At 64.2% G+C, this 18,931-nt stretch carries 19 protein-coding genes; 12 read left to right on the top strand and 7 right to left on the bottom strand.

Going from position 1 to position 18,931, the window contains the following annotated elements:
- Positions 1–15 precede the first annotated feature (15 nt).
- Entirely contained in the window at positions 16–1,575 is a 1,560-nt protein-coding gene (locus BLV07_RS12505) for a winged helix-turn-helix domain-containing tetratricopeptide repeat protein (RefSeq protein WP_091885343.1), read from the top strand.
- A gap of 42 nt (positions 1,576–1,617) precedes the next feature.
- Here the strand turns inward: BLV07_RS12505 and BLV07_RS12500 are convergent, their stop codons facing one another.
- Together BLV07_RS12500 and mddA are read right to left on the bottom strand one after the other, a co-directional pair.
- Complete coding sequence (locus BLV07_RS12500) at positions 1,618–2,040, bottom strand: GFA family protein (protein ID WP_091885340.1); 423 nt, start codon at positions 2,038–2,040, stop codon at positions 1,618–1,620.
- A 77-nt stretch (positions 2,041–2,117) separates the two neighbouring features.
- Positions 2,118–2,903 (bottom strand): methanethiol S-methyltransferase, encoded by a 786-nt coding sequence (gene mddA / locus BLV07_RS12495; RefSeq protein WP_176945495.1) that lies wholly within the window; start codon positions 2,901–2,903, stop codon positions 2,118–2,120.
- A 133-nt stretch (positions 2,904–3,036) separates the two neighbouring features.
- Here mddA and BLV07_RS12490 point away from each other — a divergent pair, with 133 nt between their 5' ends.
- Positions 3,037–4,599 (top strand): winged helix-turn-helix domain-containing tetratricopeptide repeat protein, encoded by a 1,563-nt coding sequence (locus BLV07_RS12490; protein WP_091885334.1) that lies wholly within the window; start codon positions 3,037–3,039, stop codon positions 4,597–4,599.
- 57 nt (positions 4,600–4,656) lie between these two features.
- Here the strand turns inward: BLV07_RS12490 and irr are convergent, their stop codons facing one another.
- The 4 genes from irr to BLV07_RS12470 form a co-directional block, all read right to left on the bottom strand.
- Entirely contained in the window at positions 4,657–5,136 is a 480-nt protein-coding gene (irr, locus tag BLV07_RS12485) for a Fur family transcriptional regulator Irr (protein ID WP_176945494.1), read from the bottom strand.
- Between the two features lie 265 nt (positions 5,137–5,401).
- A complete protein-coding gene (locus BLV07_RS12480; protein ID WP_091885331.1) occupies positions 5,402–5,968 on the bottom strand; it encodes a DUF2147 domain-containing protein in 567 nt (188 codons plus the stop codon).
- A 32-nt stretch (positions 5,969–6,000) separates the two neighbouring features.
- Positions 6,001–6,663, bottom strand: coding sequence for a DUF3313 domain-containing protein (locus BLV07_RS12475; RefSeq protein WP_091885328.1), 663 nt, complete (start codon positions 6,661–6,663; stop codon positions 6,001–6,003).
- A gap of 270 nt (positions 6,664–6,933) precedes the next feature.
- Positions 6,934–7,563 carry a TetR/AcrR family transcriptional regulator gene (locus tag BLV07_RS12470; protein ID WP_091885325.1) on the bottom strand — a complete coding sequence of 210 codons (630 nt, stop codon included), beginning with the start codon at positions 7,561–7,563 and terminating at the stop codon, positions 6,934–6,936.
- A 216-nt stretch (positions 7,564–7,779) separates the two neighbouring features.
- Between BLV07_RS12470 and BLV07_RS12465 the strand changes: the two genes are divergently transcribed.
- From BLV07_RS12465 to BLV07_RS12435, 7 genes are all read left to right on the top strand, one after another.
- A complete protein-coding gene (locus BLV07_RS12465) occupies positions 7,780–9,330 on the top strand; it encodes an ABC transporter substrate-binding protein (RefSeq protein ID WP_091885322.1) in 1,551 nt (516 codons plus the stop codon).
- Positions 9,331–9,609: 279 nt separating this feature from the next.
- Complete coding sequence (locus tag BLV07_RS12460; protein WP_091885318.1) at positions 9,610–10,581, top strand: ABC transporter permease; 972 nt, start codon at positions 9,610–9,612, stop codon at positions 10,579–10,581.
- Complete coding sequence (locus BLV07_RS12455) at positions 10,578–11,417, top strand: ABC transporter permease (protein WP_143035393.1); 840 nt, start codon at positions 10,578–10,580, stop codon at positions 11,415–11,417. Before BLV07_RS12460 ends, BLV07_RS12455 begins: the two co-directional genes overlap by 4 nt.
- Before the next feature lie 2 nt (positions 11,418–11,419).
- The gene (locus BLV07_RS12450; RefSeq protein WP_176945493.1) at positions 11,420–13,039 is read left to right on the top strand and encodes an ABC transporter ATP-binding protein; all 1,620 of its coding nucleotides are present in this window, start codon (positions 11,420–11,422) and stop codon (positions 13,037–13,039) included.
- A gap of 357 nt (positions 13,040–13,396) precedes the next feature.
- Positions 13,397–13,567: a hypothetical protein gene (locus tag BLV07_RS47475; protein WP_176945492.1), complete on the top strand. Its 171-nt coding sequence runs from the start codon at positions 13,397–13,399 to the stop codon at positions 13,565–13,567.
- A complete protein-coding gene (locus BLV07_RS12440; RefSeq protein WP_091885309.1) occupies positions 13,564–13,773 on the top strand; it encodes a hypothetical protein in 210 nt (69 codons plus the stop codon). Before BLV07_RS47475 ends, BLV07_RS12440 begins: the two co-directional genes overlap by 4 nt.
- A gap of 125 nt (positions 13,774–13,898) precedes the next feature.
- Positions 13,899–14,837 (top strand): AEC family transporter, encoded by a 939-nt coding sequence (locus tag BLV07_RS12435; protein WP_091885305.1) that lies wholly within the window; start codon positions 13,899–13,901, stop codon positions 14,835–14,837.
- 12 nt (positions 14,838–14,849) lie between these two features.
- On the opposite strand, the gene BLV07_RS12430 is transcribed toward BLV07_RS12435, so the two are convergent.
- Entirely contained in the window at positions 14,850–15,134 is a 285-nt protein-coding gene (locus BLV07_RS12430; RefSeq protein WP_091885302.1) for a hypothetical protein, read from the bottom strand.
- 189 nt (positions 15,135–15,323) lie between these two features.
- Here BLV07_RS12430 and BLV07_RS12425 point away from each other — a divergent pair, with 189 nt between their 5' ends.
- The 3 genes from BLV07_RS12425 to BLV07_RS12415 all read left to right on the top strand — a co-directional run bounded on the left by BLV07_RS12425 (position 15,324) and on the right by BLV07_RS12415 (position 18,901).
- On the top strand, positions 15,324–15,644 hold the full coding sequence (locus BLV07_RS12425; RefSeq protein WP_091885299.1) for a hypothetical protein: 321 nt from the start codon (positions 15,324–15,326) through the stop codon (positions 15,642–15,644).
- Positions 15,645–15,869: 225 nt separating this feature from the next.
- Positions 15,870–16,595, top strand: a complete 726-nt coding sequence (locus BLV07_RS12420) for an outer membrane protein (protein ID WP_091885435.1) — start codon at positions 15,870–15,872, stop codon at positions 16,593–16,595.
- Positions 16,596–16,759: 164 nt separating this feature from the next.
- Positions 16,760–18,901 (top strand): methyl-accepting chemotaxis protein, encoded by a 2,142-nt coding sequence (locus BLV07_RS12415; protein WP_091885296.1) that lies wholly within the window; start codon positions 16,760–16,762, stop codon positions 18,899–18,901.
- Positions 18,902–18,931: the final 30 nt, after the last annotated feature.

Raw genomic sequence — 18,931 nt, 5'->3', positions numbered from 1 at the left:
GACTGAGTTTTCGACGTGCAGTTTCTGTTCCGGGATCACCTTCTCGACACCGACCGGCGCGAGCTGAGCCGCGAGCAGGTTCCCGTTGCCGTGGAACCACAGGTTTTCGACCTGGTCGTGCATCTCATGGAGAACCGCGACCGGGTGGTCAGCAAGGACGAGTTGATCGACAAGATCTGGCACGGCCGCAGCGTGTCCGAATCGACCCTGACCAGCCGGATCAACGCGGCGCGCAAGGCAATCGGCGACAATGGCGCGAACCAGGCGTTGATCCGCACCATCGCGCGCAAGGGCTTTCGCTTCGTCGGCGACGTCGAGGCGAAGCGCGGCGCGGCCGCGCCGGAACCCGGCCGCGGCGCGTCGGCGCCGCAGACCACGCTCGCGCTGCCCGACCGGCCCGCGATCGCCGTGCTGCCCTTCACCAATATGAGCGGCGACCGCGAGCAGGATTATTTCTCGGACGGCATCAGCGAGGACATCATCACCGCGCTGTCGAAGCTGCGCTGGTTCTTCGTCGTCGCGCGCAATTCCTCCTTTGTCTACAAGGGCCGCGCCGTGCACCTCCACGAGGTCGCGCGCGAACTCGGCGTACGCTACGTGGTCGAAGGCAGCGTGCGGCGCAGCGGCGAGCGCCTGCGCATCTCGGCGCAGCTCAACGACGTCTCGACCGGCAGCCATCTCTGGGCCGAGCGCTACGACCGCGAGCTGGCCGACGTCTTCGCGGTGCAGGACGAGATCACCGAGGCGATCGTCGCGGCGATCGAGCCGCAGCTCTATGCCGCCGAAAGCTTCCGCGCTCAGCAGAAGCCGCCGGGAAGCCCGGATGCCTGGGATTTCGTGATGCGCGCATTGTCGCATTACTGGCGCATTACGCGCGAGGACAATGCGGCCGCGCAAGGGCTGCTGGAACAGGCGATCGCGATCGACCCCGCTTATGGCAAGGCGCTGGGCCTGCTCGCGACCAGCCATATCTTCGGCGCGCATATGGGCTGGGCGGACATGGCTGTAACCGTGCCGGTCGCCGAACGCGCGGCGCTGGCGGCGGTGGAGGCCGATCGCGACGACGCCTGGGCGCATCACGGCCTCGCCTATACTTATTTATTCCGCCGCCGCTTCGACGACGCACTGGCCGAGTTCGAGCTGGCTCTCAAGCTCAATCCGAATTTTGCGATGGCGTACGCCTTCTACGGCGTGACGCTGTGCTACGCAGGACGATGGCAGGACGGCGACGCCGCCGCGCGCCGTGCGCTGCGGCTGAGCCCGCGCGATCCGCTCGCCGCGATCTATTGCGGAGTTGCGGCCTATGCCCGGTTCATCGGTCGCGACTACGAAGGCGCCGTGCAGATGGCGCGCGAGTCGCTGCGGCAACGCAGCGACTTCGTCGGCGCGCATCGTGTGCTGACCGCCGCCGCCGGCATGTCGGGAAGCTCGGCTCTCGCCGCGTCCGCCCTGGAAGGCCTGCGCCGCGCCCAGCCCGGCATTTCACTCGCATGGATCACGCGCGAGCTGCCGATGCTGCGCGACGAGGATCGCGCGCATTATCTGGACGGATTGCGTCGCGCCGGGATGAGGTGAGGACCTCCCCCTCTCCCCGCAAGCGGGGAGAGGCGAAGCGACCTACTCCTGCATCATCTCACCGCTGCCGCCGAACTCGGCAGGAAAATCCTTCAGCTTGGGCAGACCGTCGCGCATCGGCAGCACCGTCTCGGCGTAATTGACATGGACGCCGGGCATGAACGCCAACGTCGGGATGGTGGCGGTGAAGACGTCGACGAGGCCGAGCGGCGGATGGTTGGTCATGAGATGACCGCCGCACTTCTTACAATATTTGCGCTGGCTGAGCGGCGTCTTGGCGAAGGTCTCGACGTTCTGGGCGCCTTCGGTGATGCGCACGGCTTCAGGCTTCCACAGGCTGAAGGCGTTCACCGGTCCGCCCGACCACGACCTGCAAGAGCGGCAATGGCAATAGCCCATCGCCTCCGGCGCGCCCGTGACCTCGACCGTGACCGCGCCACAGAAGCAGTTTCCGACATGTTTCATTGGTATCTCCTTGATGAAGAATCGTTATCGCGCGTCGGCGCCCCGCGCATCGGTGGACGCGCGGAACGAGGCCAAGACTATACCGATCTGCGCCAGGGAATAAGCATCGACACGCGTTGTTTGTACTGCCGGTAGTCGTCGCCGAAGAGAGCGACGAGGTCGCGCTCCTCCAGCGCGATACCGACGAAGATGTAGAGCGTCGTCACGGCGGCGAACAGCAGGTGGCCCGCGGTCATGACCGGCGCCGCCCAGAACGCGATGATGAAGCCGAGATAGATCGGATGGCGGACGAAATTGTAGAGCAGCGGCGTCTTGAACCGCGCAGGCGCCGCTTCCTTGCCGACGAGATGGTTGGCCACCTGATGCAGGCCGAACAATTCGAAGTGGTTGATCATGTAGGTCGAGGTGAACACCAGCACCCAACCTGCGAAGGACAATGTGACGAGCGTCACGGCAAGATCAGGATCCTGGACCTCCCATATGACCGCAGGCAGCGGACGCCACTGCCAGAACAGGAGCAGCAATGACAGGCTCGCCAGCAGCACATAGGTGCTGCGCTCGACGGGCTTCGGGACGAACTGCGTCCACCAGGCCTTGAAGCTCTGACGCGCCATCACGCTGTGCTGGATGGCGAACAGCGACATCAGGAGGAGATTGACGATGACGGCCTCAACCGGCGGCGTGGCGGTTCCAGTGTCGATGGTCTTCGGCACGACCAGCCCCATGACAAAGCCGATGGCGTAGAGGATGGTGACGAAAAACACGAGATATGCCGCAATTCCGTACAGAAAGGCGACGAACTTGAATATGCGTGAGCCCGCAACCGCCGGGCTGATCGAATGAACCTGATCAATCTGGGACATGGAAAGCTCCGTTGTGCCAAAACATCGGCACTTGTTGGTAGTCCCACCATGCACCTCGGACGGGCCTGAGACTTTCGCTGACAATTGATTTTCGCCTGAGACGCCTTTGAGTTTTGCTTGAGACGACGAAAACGTGCGATTTTGCTTTGAAAACAATGTGCTCGACGGCGACCTGCGGGAACTCACCTGCGCCGGGGTCGCCGTGCCGTTGCAGCCGCAAGTGTTCGATCTGTTGCTCTATCTGGTCGTGCAACGCGCGCGTGTGGTCAGTAAGGGTGACCTGATCAGCCAGATCTGGAGCGACCGCATCGTCTCCGACTCCGCCTTGAACAGCCGAATCAACGCTGCGCGCAAGGCGATTGGTGATGACGGTGCGACCCAGCGGCTGATCAAGACCATTCCGCGCAAGGGTTTTCGTTTCGTCGGCGACGTCCGGGAAGAAATCCGGAAAGACCTGGCGGCTTCGTCTGCGCCCGCTGTATCCGTTCCTGCGCGGCCGCACACCGTGTCGGACCGCCCGGCGGTCGCGGTGCTCGCCTTCGAGAACATGAGCGGCGATCCCGCACAGGATTATTTCGGCGACGGAATCAGCGAGGACATCCTCACCGCGCTGTCGAAGCAGCGCTGGTTCATGGTGATCGCCCGCAACTCGTCCTTCACCTACAAGGGACGCGCGGTCCACGTCAGGCAGATCGCCGAGGAACTCGGCGTTCGCTACATCGTCGAAGGCAGCGTCCGCAAGGCGGACAACCGGGTGCGCATCACCGCGCAGCTCAACGACGCCACATCGGGCGGCCATCTCTGGGCCGAACGCTACGACCGCGAGCTCGTCGACGTCTTTGCCGTGCAGGACGAGATCACCAACGCGATCGTGGCGGCGATCGAGCCGCAGATCCATGCGGCGGAAAGTTTTCGCGCTCACCGCAAGCCGCCTGCGAGCCTGGATGCCTGGGATCTGCTGATGCGGGCGCTGTCGCACTACTGGCGCGTGACGCGGCGGGATCACGAGACCGCGAAGGCGCTGCTGGAGCGCGCGATCGAGATCGATCCGAATTATGGTCAGGCGTTGTCAGTGCTGGCGGCAAACCACATGTTCGGCGTGCATCTCGGCTGGGTCGAGCTTGCCGCGGTGGCGCCGGTCGCGGAATCCGCCGCGCTGGCTGCCGTGCGCTGCGACCATGAGGATGCCTGGGCGCATGCCGCACTCGGGAGCGTCCTGTTCTCGACACGCAGGCTGACCGACGCACTGTCCGAGTTCGAGCGGGCGCTCGCGCTCAATCCGAACTTCTCGCTGGCGCAGGGCTATTACGCGCTGGCACTGTCCTATGCCGGACGCTCGAAGGAATCGTTCGAGGCGGCGCAGAGGGCGATCCGGCTCTCGCCGCGCGATCCCTCGCTGGCGATCTATCATGGCATCGCCGGCTACGCGCGCTTTACCGAGCGGCACTATGACGAGGCGATCGCGCTCGCGCGCGAGGCGATCCGCCACCGCGGCGACCTCACCGGCGCCTACCGCGTGCTCGCGGTCTCCGCCGGCATGACCGGCGACGGAAAGCTTGCGGAGACCGCGCTGGGCGAGCTCCGCCGCACCCAGCCCGGCATCTCGCTGCACTGGATCGCGACGCAACTGCCCTGGGCCAATGAGGCCGACCGCGAGCACTATCTGGAGGGCTTTCGGCGCGCAGGGTTGCGGTGATTCCTTTTACCCTCCCCTGGAGGGACCCTGGAAGGGGAGGGTAAGAGCACAGTGGTGCTACGCGCGCTTGCGGCGCAGATGCACGATGACGTCGAGCCGCGCGATCTCGTGGCCGGGAAGCGCCTCGGGCACCCTGGTGAAAGTCAGGCCCTCGGCGACGTCGACCAGCACATCCTCGCCTTCGAGGTAGAAGTGCGGATGCACGGATGTGTCGGTGTCGAAGAACGATTTGATGCCGTCGGCCGCGATCCGGCGCAACAGGCCCGCTTCGGTGAACTGGTTCAGCGTGTTGTAGACGGTCGCGAGCGACAGATACATGTTCGCCGCCATCGCCTCGTCATAGAGCTTCTCCGCGGTGACGTGACGATGGCCGTTCAGGAACAGCAGCTGGCCGAGCGCCAAGCGCTGGCGCGTCGGGCGGAGGCCAGCCTCGTTCAGCAGTTGAAGACAGCGCTGCACGCCCTCATCCGGCTGCGGCCCGACGGCATCGGGCCCGCTGTCGTTACCGGCAGGGATATTCGTGGCGTACATGTCCATCGATCGTCTCACGTCTGCAAGAACCAGGACGCGCAACACGCTATCCCAGTTGCTATTCGATCGCAGAAGCGACGACTTGGCTTTGATCCGGATCAAATTTGGTACTTCGATTGCCGCCACACCGTCATTGCGAGGAGCCCTTGCGACGAAGCAATCCAGAATCTCTCCGCGGAAAGATTCTTCGCTACGCTCGCAATGACGGAGTTTGGCGCAACAGCGCCTGACACAATGTCGCTTGCGATCGTGGCCGCAGACAATGCTGCTCCTATTTTCCCTTAACCGGGATCGGCTTCGGTGCCGGCACTTGCGCCCATTCCTTGTCGGCGCGGGGACCATTGAGGTCGCCGGTCAGGCCAATGAGCTGACCGGGCAGCACGTCGAGGGTCTGTTGCCAGGTTTGGGTCTGGCACAGGATCTTGATCAGGCATCCCCTGAGCTTGAGGCGGTCGGGGGATTCGCGCCAGAGCGAGACCGAGTACGACTTGCCGTCTTCGGCATTGTAGATGTCGCCGGCAAACCGCCCCTCGGGTGTCGCCTGCAGGCCCATGATGAGCTGGTGGCCGAGCAGCATGCGGGCGCGCTTGTCGGGATCTGGATTCTGGCTGTCGCGGTAAGGCTGGCCGCGTTTGTCGGCCGGCTCCTTCATCCAGACGATGAAGCCGCAAATACGGTCGCGCGACGGACCGCAGCGCTCGAGCCGGATGCGGGCGCGGCCGTCCTCGACCAGCCAGGTGCCGCTCGGATCGGTGGACGCGGCGCCGGCGCGGCCGCCAAACGCCATCATTACGATCGTGATCGCGATGCGCAGCACGAAGCGAAGGAATATGTTCATCGGCAGCACCTTTCGTTGGATGGATCGCGGCGTCAGTTCAGTTGTGCCATCAGCGCGTCGGCGCCCTTGTCGAGCCCGGCGGTGGCGGCCGCGAGCGCACCGACGCTGGCTTTGATGTCGTAGGCGCCCGGGTACTGCTTGGTGACGTAGGCCGAGAGCAGGCGCGAGGTCGTGGCGTCGAAGATCTCGACGCCGTAGACGACCGAGCCGGTCATAGTCCCCTCGCCGTCGCGCGCGGCCTGCACGCCGTTGTAGACGGCACCGGCAAGGTCGAAGCGCGAGAGCGTGCCGAGCACCGGCGTGTTGGTGACGGCGCCGGTGAGCGTCAGCCTGATCCGCAGCGTATTCGGCCCGCGCTCGCGCACAAGCGCGAAGCGGCTGCGCAGCCGGTCGGCGAAACGGGTCTGCATGTAAGCGGCGAGCGTCGCCTTGTCCTTGTCGGACATGTCGCCGAACTGGTGATCCCTCCCCCGGTAGACGACGACGGGATCGAGGATCACTTTATTATAAGCGCGCCAGTCGACCTGCGTGGAATAGCGGTAGGGCACGCGGCCGGAGGCGTCCGACTTGTCCGGAGCCATGTAGGCCGAAGACGCCATCTCCGAATAGGGCACCGGCGCGACCGAGGCGCAGCCGGCCGCGGCCACGCAAAGCACCAGCGTTCCCAGACCGCGCAGGGCGATCGAGCGATTCATTCCAGACTCCTCTTGCGGCTGATTGGGAAGGCCAACCTTTAAAGTTGCGATGGCGACCGCAGCCCGCTTCGGGACCAGACGCGGCTGCGGCGCTCACCATTGCCAGCCCAAGGCATCGTCCGGGGCCATTTCAGATGCCTTAGGCCGTCTCAGTGTTTGCACTTATAAAACCGACCAGTTGGTTTGTAAAGTGCCGAAATGATGATCTGCCACCTTTGGCCGCTGGCGTGACTTTAGGCGGTGTGACCGCCGGACATCGTTAACGATGAATCAGGCCCGCTTGCGCAGGCTGGCCGCCTTTGCTGCACCGGATTTTGCCGCGCGCTTTACGGCCGGCTGTTCGAGGCCGGTCCACTGCGCGTCGTCGAGCAGACGCGCGAACAATCGCTGGTGCTCGTCGTTGCTGAGCGGCGACATGCCAAATAGCGAGCTCAGCAGCAAGCCCATCGCTCCGGCCCAGCGCAGCATCGCAAGATCGGGGTCGGCGGCCTCTTCCCTGATCGCCGCAATCCTCTCCATCTCGCGCTCGCGCGGCAGCGCCATCAGGTTGGGATTCTCGACCATGGCTGCAACCAGCGCCAGCGCGGCAGAATTCGGCGAGGTCGCCGCTTCGCGCACGGTGGCGAGCTGGGTCGCCAGATTGGGATTGGCGGAGGTCGCGCTCACCTTTGCCATATAATCGTTCGAGAACTCCTCGAACCGCGCCATCTGTCGTTCGAGCAGCGCCTTCAGCACCGCCTCCTTGGTGCGGAATTGGTGCATCACGCCGCCCTTGCTGAGGCCGCTCTCGCGCGCGATCGCATCGAGCGTCAACCGCCCCGGCCCGTCGCGCGCGATGATCGCGATGGCCGCTTCAAGCGCAGCGTTGCGGGACCGTTCGGAGCGCGTGGCGTTGTCCATGGCGGACTTGTCTGCGTGACGGGAGAATGAATCAAGTGAAAACAGGACGCGCTGTACATTTTTTGTGCGAACACTGTCGCGACTTTCATCTTGCGGCGCCGAACGAGACTATGTGAGCCTCGATATTGGATGGGGACTGGGATGGGCCGGCCGTCGCTTTGCGCGCGAGGACGTTGCGAAGCGCTCACGGCTGGTCTTGGTTGAGAAAGATACGACATGCCAAAACGAGTGTTGCTTGGTCTCCTCCTGGCTTGCGGCCTCACGGCCCCGGCACTGGCGCAAGAGCCGAAAACGGGGGGTGTGATCAATGCCGTGATCCAGCCCGAGCCGCCCGGCCTGATGCTCGCGATGGTCCAGAACGGCCCGACCCAGATGGTGTCGGGCAACATCTTCGAGGGGCTGCTGCGCTACAGTCCCAAGCTCGAGCCGCAGCCGGAGCTCGCCGAGAGCTGGAGTGTCAGCGAGGACGCCAAGACCTACACCTTCAAGCTCAGGAAGGGCGTGACCTGGCATGACGGCAAGCCCTTCACCGCCGCGGACGTGCTGTTCTCGGTCGAGATGCTGAAGCAGACCCACGCGCGCGCCCGCAACAACCTCGCCCAAGTGGACAAGGTCGAGGCGCCCGACGACTACACGGTGGTGTTCACCCTGAAGCAGCCGTTCGGCCCGTTCCTCGGCATCTTCGAGGTCGGCTCGATGCCGATGGTGCCGAAGCATCTCTATGAAGGCACCGACTTCAAGACCAATCCCTACAACAACGCGCCGGTGGGCACCGGCCCCTTCATGTTCAAGGAGTGGCAGAAGGGCTCGTTCATCCGCCTGGTCAAGAACCCGAACTATTACGAGAAGGGTAAACCCTACATCGACGAGATCTACTGGCAGATCATTCCCGACGCCGCCGCGCGCTCGGTGGCGTATGAGACCGGCAAGGTCGACGTGCTGCCCGGCGGCTCGGTCGAGAATTTCGACGTGCCGCGCCTGTCCAAGCTGAAGGACACTTGCGTCACCGGCGCCGGTTGGGAATTCTTCTCGCCGCTGGCCTGGCTGTGGCTCAACAACCGCCAGGGTCCGCTCGCCGACAAGCGGGTACGGCAGGCGGTCATGTATGCGATCGACCGCGACTTCGCCAAGGACGTGATCTGGAACGGGCTCGGCAAGGTCGCGACCGGCCCGTCGGCCTCGACCATCAAATATTACACCGACGACGTGAAGAAATATCCGTACGATCCGGCCAAGGCCAAGGCGCTGCTGAAGGAAGCCGGCTACAAGGGTGAGAAGATTCGCCTGTTGCCGCTCGCCTATGGCGAAACCTGGCAGCGCTGGGGTGAAGCGGTGAAGCAGAACCTCCAGGACGTCGGCATCAACATCGAGACGATCGCAACCGACGTTGCCGGCGGCAACCAGAAGATCGGCGACTGGGACTACGACATCGCCTTCACCTATCTCTACCAGTACGGCGATCCCGCGCTCGGGGTGGGACGCAATTACGTCTCCAGCGCCATCGCCAAGGGCCAAGTCTTCAACAATGTCGAAGGCTACTCCAATCCGGAGATCGACAAGCTGTTCGCCGATGGCGCCGTCGCGACCCCGGACACCAGGCGCAAGGAGATCTACGAGAAGGCGCAGAAGATCCTGGTCGAGGACGTGCCGGTGGCCTGGATGCTCGAGCTGCAATTCCCGACCATCATGCGCTGCAAGGTCAAGAACCTGATCACCACGGGGATCGGGGTCAATGACGGCTTCAAGGACGCATGGCTCGACAAGTGATAACGCGCTTGCGACCACCGCGGCAGCCTACTGCCACGGCGTCGCTCTAGGGCGAACTGATTCACGATGAAGTCGTATCGAGACGCTGAGGCATCGTCGGTGCCCACCTCTCCCAAAGGGAGAGGTCGGATCGCATCGTCAGATGCGATCCGGGTGAGGGGTTGCGCTCCCTCGTTCGACCTGAGCCCCCTCACCCGCGCCTTCGGCGCGACCTCTCCCCGTCGGGGAGAGGTGTTCCTCGCGGCGAGTCCGCCTCAACCAACTGGCATTCGAGTCTAGATGCTCTCCTTCGTCGCTCAGCGTGTCCTGAAGGGCGTGATCGTCCTGCTCGCGATCGTTGTCCTCAATTTCTTCCTGATCCGGCTTGCGCCCGGCGACCCCGCGGTCGTGATGGCGGGCGAAGCCGGGGCCAGTGACCAGGTCTTCGTCAAGCAGCTCCGGGAAAAATTCGGCCTCGACAAGCCGCTGCCCGAGCAGCTCTTCATCTACGTCAAGGGCGTCGTCACCCTCGACCTCGGCTTCTCCTTCCGCCAGCAGGCGCCGGTCGCAAAGCTGATTGGCGAACGGCTGCCGGCGACGCTGCTGCTGACACTGACGGCATTTGCGATCTCGCTCATGCTCGGCATCCTCTTCGGCACCTTCGCCGCGCGCTTTGCCGGAACCTTCCTCGACACGGCCATCACGGTGTTCGCGCTGATCTTCTACGCCATGCCGATCTTCTGGGTGGCGCTGATGGGGATCCTGCTGTTCTCGGTCACCATGGATTGGCTGCCGAGCTTCGGCTACGAGACGGTCGGCGCCAATCTCACTGGCCTTGCCCACGCGATCGACGTCGCAACACACCTGATCATGCCGGCGATGACGCTCGGGCTGTTCTTCATGGCGACCTACACCCGCATGACGCGCGCCTCGATGCTGGAGGTGAAGCGGCTCGACTTCGTCAAAACCGCGCGTGCAAAGGGGCTGTCCGACGCCGTGATCCAGCGCCGCCACGTGCTGCGCAATGCGCTGCTCCCCGTCGTGACGCTCGCCGGCGTCCATTCCGGCACGCTGATCGGCGGCGCCGTCATCACCGAGACCGTGTTCGCCTGGCCCGGCATCGGACGGCTGATGTACGACGCGCTGCTCCAGCGCGACTACAACCTGTTGCTCGGCGTCTTCGTGATCTGCTCCGCCATGGTGCTGATCTTCAACCTCATCACCGACCTGGTCTATCGACTGGTCGATCCGCGCATCGAATTCGCCTCATGAAACAGTTCTGGAAATCGATGCTGAAGAGCCCCAGCGGCGTCATCGGGCTCGTCATCCTGCTGCTTGCGATTTCGGTCGCGGTGTTTGGACCGATGCTGTTCCCGAACTCGCCCTGGCGCATGGTGCAGCGGCCGTTCCTGCCGCCGTTCACGCTGTCGACCGTGCCGCTCGGCACCGACGCGCTCGGCCGCGACGTGTTCGCCGGCATGATCTTTGGCGCTCGCGTCTCGCTGCTTGTGGGCTTGGTCTCCACGCTGGTTGCGCTGGTCGTCGGCGTCCCGATCGGCGCCATGGCCGGCTATTTCGGCGGCAAGGTCGACGACGCGCTGATGCGCTTCACCGAGTTCTTCCAGACCATTCCGAGCTTCGCGCTCGCGATCGTGCTGGTCGCAATTCTGCAGCCCTCGATCTATTCGATCGTGGCATCGATCGCGGTGGTGAGCTGGCCGCCGGTCGCCCGCCTCGTGCGCGGCGAGGTGCTGTCGCTGCGCACGCGCGAATATGTTCAGGCCGCGGTGGTCACCGGACAGAGCAATACCTGGATCATCCTGCGCGAGATCCTGCCGAACGCGCTGTCGCCAGTGATCGTGCTGGCTTCGCTGATGGTGGCGACCGCGATCCTCCTGGAATCCTCGCTGTCGTTCCTTGGTCTCGGCGATCCCAATCTGATCTCCTGGGGCTACATGGTCGGCGCCGGCCGCACCGTGATCCGCCAAGCCTGGTGGATCACCGTGTTTCCCGGCGTCGCCATCCTGATCTCGGTGCTCGGCCTCAATTTGATCGGCGAAGGCCTCAACGACGCGCTCAATCCACGCCTGTCGCGGGAGGGACGCTGACGATGACCGCACCGCCCGCCATCTCCATCAAGAACCTGAGAATCGCGCTGCCCAAGGGCGCCGAGCGTCCGTTCGCCGTCGATGGCGTGTCGCTCGATTTGCAGCCCGGCAAGATCGTCTGCGTCGTCGGCGAATCCGGCTCCGGCAAGTCGATGTGCGCGCATGCGCTGATGGGCCTGTTGCCGGACACGGTGTCGATCGCCTCCGGCGAAATCCAGTTCGAGGGCCGCGACCTGCTCAGACTGGACGATGACGGCTGGCGCGATCTGCGCGGCCGCAGGCTCGCGATGATCTTCCAGGAACCGATGACCGCGCTCAATCCGTTGATGCGGATCGGCGACCAGATGGCGGAGATGTTCGAGGCGCACGGCCTGCTCACGCCCAAGGAACGGCGCGCGAGAGCGCTCGCATTGGCGCGCGAGGTCGGCCTGCCCGACGCCGAGCGCATCGTGCGCGCCTATCCGCACCAGCTCTCCGGCGGCCAGCGCCAGCGCGCCATGATCGCGATGGCACTCGCGCTGGAGCCTGCCGTGTTGGTCGCGGACGAGCCGACCACCGCGCTCGACGTCACCACGCAGGCACAGATTCTCAAGCTGATCCGCAACCTCCAGCGCAATCGCAACATGGCGGTGATGTTCATCACCCATGATTTCGGCGTGGTCGCTGACATCGCCGACCAGGTCGTCGTGCTGCGCCATGGCAAGGTCGTGGAGGAAGGCTCGGCCTCAGCCGTCTTCAGCGATCCGCAGCACGACTACACCAAGGCGTTGCTCGCCGCCGTGCCATCGATGGACCCGCCGGTGCGCGAGCCTCTCGACGACCTAGCCCGGGCTGTCGAGGTGATCGGGCTTGACAAGACCTATGTCACCTCGGGCGGCTGGTTTCGCGAGGACCGCCGCGTCGATGCCGCGCGCGAAGTCAATTTCAACATCCTCAAGGGCGAGACGCTCGGTCTCGTCGGCGAATCCGGCTCCGGCAAATCGTCGGTCGCGCGGCTCGTAATGCGGCTGATCGAGGCCGACCGCGGCACGGTGCGAATCGGCGAGACCGATCTCACCTCTCTTTCGGGCAAGGCGCTGCGCGCCGAGCGCCATCGCATCCAGATGATCTTTCAGGACCCGTTCGCCTCGCTCAATCCGCGCCGCAAGATCGGCCACATCATCGCCGACGGCCCGATCGCGGCCGGCACTGATCCGAAGGTCGCATTCGACCGGGCCCGCGATCTCCTCAAGATGGTTGGCCTCGACGCCGGCGCGCTCGAGCGCTACCCGCATGAATTCTCCGGCGGCCAGCGCCAGCGCATCGGCATTGCGCGCGCACTCGCGCTCGAGCCCGAGATCATCGTCGCCGACGAAGCCGTCTCCGCGCTCGACGTCTCCGTGCAGGCGCAGGTGTTGAAGCTGCTCGAAGACCTCAAGGCGCGCCTCGGCCTCTCGATGCTGTTCATCACTCACGATCTGCGCGTCGCCGCCCAGATCTGCGACCGCATCGCCGTGATGCAGCGCGGCGCCATCGTCGAGCTCAAGCCAACCGCGCAGCTGTTCGCCGCGCCCGAGCACGCCTATACGCGTGAACTTCTGGCGGCGGTGCCGGGGCGGAAGGAGCGCGCGCCGGCAGCGTGAGCGACGGTCGCCCAGTTCTTCGAACTACAAGATTGTTCCAAAAACTTGCACGCGAGACGGGCGAAACATATTCGCTCGATCAGCATTTGCTTTGCGAGACTGCCTTGCCGGTGACGGCAAGAGTAAGCTGTCACCGGAATTCGCTCGCGCGCTAGTTGCAGCCGCGCGATAGGAAGCGGTGAACAGCCCAAGAACCTGGCAAAGAACACCCGACGTTGGGACGCCGGCGCGGTCACGAGCTTTTTATTCCGTCGTGAACGGGCACGCCATTTCAAAGTCGAGGACGACGCCATAGATGCTGATTGGATGATCGTTATCATCTCATGGCCTACTTGCCCACTGATATTCGGAGCCAACATGGGCGAAGTTATTCGATTTGTCTCGAGATCTGAGCGCGAGCGCGTGCGCCTCATTCGGGAGGCACGTGCAATCTACGACAGCATCTTCCCGCCATCCGATCCGGCCAGCGACGGGCAGGATGGAGACAACGGCCGCACGATCGGCGGCGATAGGAGTAAGCTCTCGTGATCAAGATCATCGCCGTGCTTTGCAGCCTCGCCACTCCGAGCAATTGTCACGAGCAGATCGTGACCACTTCCGATTTTGCTGAGGTCTCGGTGCAGTCCTGCCTGATGGGCGCGCCGCAGCTCGCCGACTGGATGAATCAGCATCCGGCTGAGCGCCTGGCGGCATGGCGTTGCGTGATCGGGAAGCAGGGCGGCAGGGGAATCTAGTGAGGAAGATTCTCGTCCTTTGCGACTTGAAACGATCGCTCGGGACGGCTCCATCAAATCACACAGTGACGACAATCCATCGCCGGGCTAACCTCGTCGCCGTTTGGCAATGAGGGGGAAGTCGGATGGAGGTCGCCAGCCTCGTTCTTCCCGTATTCGCGATCATCGTCACCGGCTGGTTCGCCGGCGAGCTCGGCTATCTCTCCCGCTCGCTTGCCGATGCCCTGGTGCACTTTGCCTACAACGTGGCGATGCCAGCGCTGCTGATCGTCACGATCGCGCAGGAGCCCGCGCGCAATCTGCTGGAATGGCGATTCCTGCTCGCATTCGGCGGCGGCTCGCTGATCTGCTTCGCGCTGGTGTTCCTGGCGGTCCGCGCGAGTGGCAAACACGATCTGGCCAGCAGTACCATCCATGGGATGGCGGCGGCGATGACCAACACCGGGTTCGTCGCACTGCCGATCCTGCACGCAATTTACGGCCAGCCCGCCGTTCTGCCCGCCGCGGTGGCGACAGTGTTCGTGGCCGCCGTGATGTTTCCGATCACGGTCATCCTGCTGGAAGGACGCGACTCGCACGGGTCCGCGCATCCCACGGGACTGGCGAAGCAGATCCTGCTCAATCCGATGGTGCTGTCGACGCTCATTGGGCTGGTGTGGGCGATCACGGGCTTGCCGATTCCAGCGCCGGTCGCGACCTATCTGAACATGATCGCTGCCGCGCTCACGCCCTGCGCGCTGTTTGCCATCGGACTTGGTTTGTCCGTCGAGGGCCTGCGATCCAACCTGAAGGCATCGTTTGCGCTCGCTGCAGTGAAGCTGGTGGTGATGCCTCTGATCGTCTACGGGCTCTGTGTGATCTTGGGCCTCGATCCTCTCTATACGATCGCTGCCGTCGTCTGCGCGGCCGTACCGACGGCGAAAACCGTGTACGTCCTCGCGCACGAGCACAAGGTCGAGGAGAAGCTGGTTGCGGCCACGGTCTCGATCACGACGATGCTGTCGGTCGCAACATTGCTGGTCGCGCTCTACCTGCTCTCCGGCCTCGCGACGGGCACACGCTGATCGGCCATCGGTCTATCTGGTGGTGTTGCTCCACGTGGGCACCGAATTGGTCACGCCGACCGACGGCCAATTGTACGATCCGATCGACGGCGCCGTGACGGTGCCGACCGTCTGTCCGGATGACCCATAGGACGCCCTCGGCTGCGCTGCCGGCGCTCCGGCACCGCCATAGGTCGGCGCCACCACACCGGTGCTGTAATGCCGGCTCGACCGGACCTTCTTCGCTTCAGCCGCGAAAGGCGCGGCAAGCAGTCCGGTCGTGACGAGCGCGGCTATGGCGAATTTGACGCTTGTCATGACTGTTCCTTTCGCCCCGCATGCGCCCCGATATGCCAACTGTTCATTCCTCAGAAAATTTCCATAGGTTCTCCGTTCATAACTCCGTGCGCACGCGAAGGTGCCGCAGCGCGTGCGCCCGCCGCCTTCGGATGGACCCGAATCAGCGCTAGTGCATTGGCTTCATTGACTTCTCTGGACGCAAGCAGCATGACCGGCGCCGAACTGAAGCAACTCCGCAACGACCTCTCCGATGCGCTCAAGCGCAAGCTCACCGCCGCCGACATGGCCAGGCTGTGCGGATTGCCGGAGAAGGGCGGCGCCGACACCATCCGGCGCTGGGAGGTCAGCGGCCCGATACCGTCGGCGACCAAGGTGCTGCGCGTGCTCGCGATGGCGAGCGAGCGCTATCCGATCCTGGAGAAGTTCGACATCTTCGATCGTCACGACATACGCGAGGAAGACCGGCCGGCAAAGCGCGCAGCCTTTCGCGCGCAGATGCGCGACGAGGCGCGGCGGCGTCTTGGTTAACAAGAGGCGCGCGCAAGTTACCTGCGAGGCGCCACGTTAAGCCTTCCTTCAGCATTTCTTAAGGCGGCATTAAGCACGAAAATCATTTGCAGCCCAATAAGTTACGTTGGGCGCCGCTGTGCCACGCATGTGACAGCATTTTCGTCAAAAGCGAGCTATCTGCAAAACCAACGACGGCGCGGAATGCGCGCCTGCCGGGGACCTTACGTGTTGGAGTTCAAGACGATGAAGAAGATTTTGTTTGCGACCGTTGCGCTGCTCGTGGTGGGCATGGCCGCGCCGGCCGTCGGCGCCGATCTCGGCAATCGCAACTATTACAAGGCGCCCGCGCCTGCCTATGTCGCGCCGATCTACAACTGGACCGGCTTCTACATCGGTGGCCATGTCGGCGGCGCGTTCTCCAGCGACAACAATTTCAACGGCCTCTCCACCGGCAACAATGGCAACGGCCGTTTCCTCGGCGGCGTGCAGGTCGGTGCGGACTGGCAGCTCAACCCGAACTTCGTGGTCGGCGTCGAGGGCCAGTATTCCTGGCTCTCCGGCAGCGTCGGCGCGGTATTCCCGGGCGGCATCGCCTACACCAACGACCAGCGCGGGCTCGGCTCGATCACCGGCCGTGTCGGCTACACCTGGGGTCCGGGCCTCCTCTACGTGAAGGGCGGCTATGCCTATTCGGACAACAACGAGAAGGTGACAGTCGGCGGCGTGCCGACCGGCTTCATCATCGATGGCGATCACCGCAACGGCTATACCGTCGGCGCCGGCCTCGAATACATGTTCGCGCCGAACTGGTCGGCCAAGGCCGAGTATCAGTACTACAACTTCGGCGACGCGCACTTCACCGCGGGCCCGCTGGTCGGCACCGGCAACTTCACCACCGACGACCACACCTTCAAGGCGGGCGTCAACTACCGCTTCAACTGGGCCAGCCCGGCCGTCGCGCGCTACTGAGCGGTTAGCAAAACCTTATCATCACGAAGGGCCGGCGATGTCGCCGGCCCTTCTTTTTTCGCTCTGCGGAACGCACGCAACCGATTGCACAAATTGCGATTTTTTAACCGGCGTGCCCGATACTCCCGGCCACAAAACAGAAGCAAGGGCGTGGGGGAATTTCGATGGCGATCCGTCTCAGTCTCGGCCGATTCAAGCCGCGGTTCAAACTGCCGAAATGGGGCGTGCGCGGCAGCCTGTTCGCGGCCTTCGCAGTGATCGCCGGCATGGGCCTCGTGATCTCGGCCGGCGCCGGCCTGGTGCTGCAGAATCTCGGTGGGCGCATGACCGAACTGAGCGGACGGGACATTCCGCGTCTTGCTGCAAGCCTGCAATTGTCGGCATTGAGCGCGAGCCTTGCGGCACAGGGACCTGCCCTGCTTGCGGCCCAAACCGAAGACGCCCTGAACGAGCGCACCAAGAAGCTGAAGGAATTGCAGGAGCAGACACAGCAGAAACTCAACGAGATCATCGAGCTCGGCGCTGACAAGACAGTCGTCTCTGGGTTAAGCGAGACCATCAAGAGCATCAACGAGGCGGCCCAGAGTCTGGCCAAGGCCGCCCGCGAGCGGCTGGATATCGCCGCCCTCCATGACAAGCAATATGACGCCCTGCGCAGCGCACAGAGCGCGTTCGTCGGCGCAGCCAGTCCGGCCATGCTGAACGCCCAGACCCAGGTCAACGCCATTCTGGGGTCGGCCAACCTCTCCGCCGAAGATGCCACCGAAGCCGCGCAGACCGTCGGGCAGCTCGGCAACGTCGTTGCCAGCGGCAATCTCGCAGCCGCCGACATGAGCGCGGCGCTGTCGGCGAACACGGCCGACAAGCTCGACGACATCCAGAAGGAATTCAAGACGGCGCAGGGACGCCTACGGTCCAACCTCGATTTGTTGCCGAACAATCAGGGCACCAAGATGCTGCGCGAGACGGCGGAAAAGCTGCTCGCGCTCGGCACCGGCAAGACCGGCGTATTCAATTTGCGTGAGAAGGAGCTCGACTCCGTCGACTACGGCCAGACCATCCTGGACGAGACGCGCAAGCTCAATGTCGGCCTCGGCATCAGCGTGCAGCAGCTCGTCGACGGCGTGCAGAAGGAGACCAACGCATCGACCTTCCAGGCCCGCCAGGACATTTCGCTTGCGACAACGGCGATGATCGCCCTTGGCGCTATGATGCTTGTCGGTTCGGCGCTGTTCGTCTGGCTCTATGTCGGCCGCAACATCCTGCGCCGCATCAGCGGCCTGCAGCGCGCCATGCAGCTGCTGTCGGCCGGCGATCTCGACACCGAGATCGCACGCGCGAAGCATAATGACGAGATCGGCGCGATGACCGACACGCTTCACGTGTTCCGCGACAGCATGATCGAAGCCCGGGCGCTCGCCAGCGAGCAGGACAAGGATCGTGTCGCGAAAGCCGAGCGTGCGGCGCGCATGGAAGCGAAGATCGCCGAGTTCGAAAGCACGGTGCGCTCCGCGCTCGACAATCTCGCGCAGTCGGCCAATTCGATGCAATCGACCGCACAGAGCATGTCGAACACCGCGGACCAGTCCAACGCGCTGGTGAACGCGGTCGCATCCGCCGCGGAGGAAACCTCGGTCAACGTGCAGACCGTCTCGGCCGGCACCGAGCAGCTGTCGTCCTCGATCGCCGAAATCAGCCGCCAGGTGGTCACCTCTGCGGAGATCGCCAAAAAGGCGGTCGACGAGGCCGGCGCCACCGATACGACGGTGCAGAGCCTCGCCGACAGCGCGAGCCGCATCAGCGTCGTGGTCGATTTGATCCAGACCATCGCCTCGCAGACCAACCTGCTCGCCCTCAACGCCACCATCGAGGCGGCACGCGCGGGCGAGGCTGGCCGCGGTTTCGCAGTGGTCGCCTCCGAGGTGAAGAGCCTCGCGAGCCAGACCGCCAGGGCGACCGAGGAGATCCGCACCCAGATCGCCAGCATGCAGGAGATCACGGCCTCGGCGGTCGGCGCCATCCAGGGCATCGGCCGGATCATCGGCGAGATCAATGACGTCACCACGACGATTGCGGCAGCCGTCGAGCAACAGGGCGCCGCCACCCGCGAGATCGCCCGCAATATCCAGCACGCTGCCGGCGGCACCAGCGAGGTCTCCAGCAACATCGTCGGCGTCTCCACGGCATCCGCCGAAGCGGGCGCTGCGGCGAGCGAAGTGCTGGGCGCTTCCGACGCACTGCGCCGCGAGGCCGACATGCTGCGCGGGGAGATCGACGCGTTCCTCAACAACATGCGGGCGGCGTAAGACGCCGGCCACATCGGGGCTGCACTCCCT

Origin of the sequence: Bradyrhizobium sp. Rc2d, assembly GCF_900099855.1 — a bacterium.
Taxonomy (GTDB): Bacteria; Pseudomonadota; Alphaproteobacteria; order Rhizobiales; family Xanthobacteraceae; genus Bradyrhizobium.
Note: the sequence above shows the minus strand (reverse complement) of the source record. Positions and strands in the feature narration are given on the sequence as shown.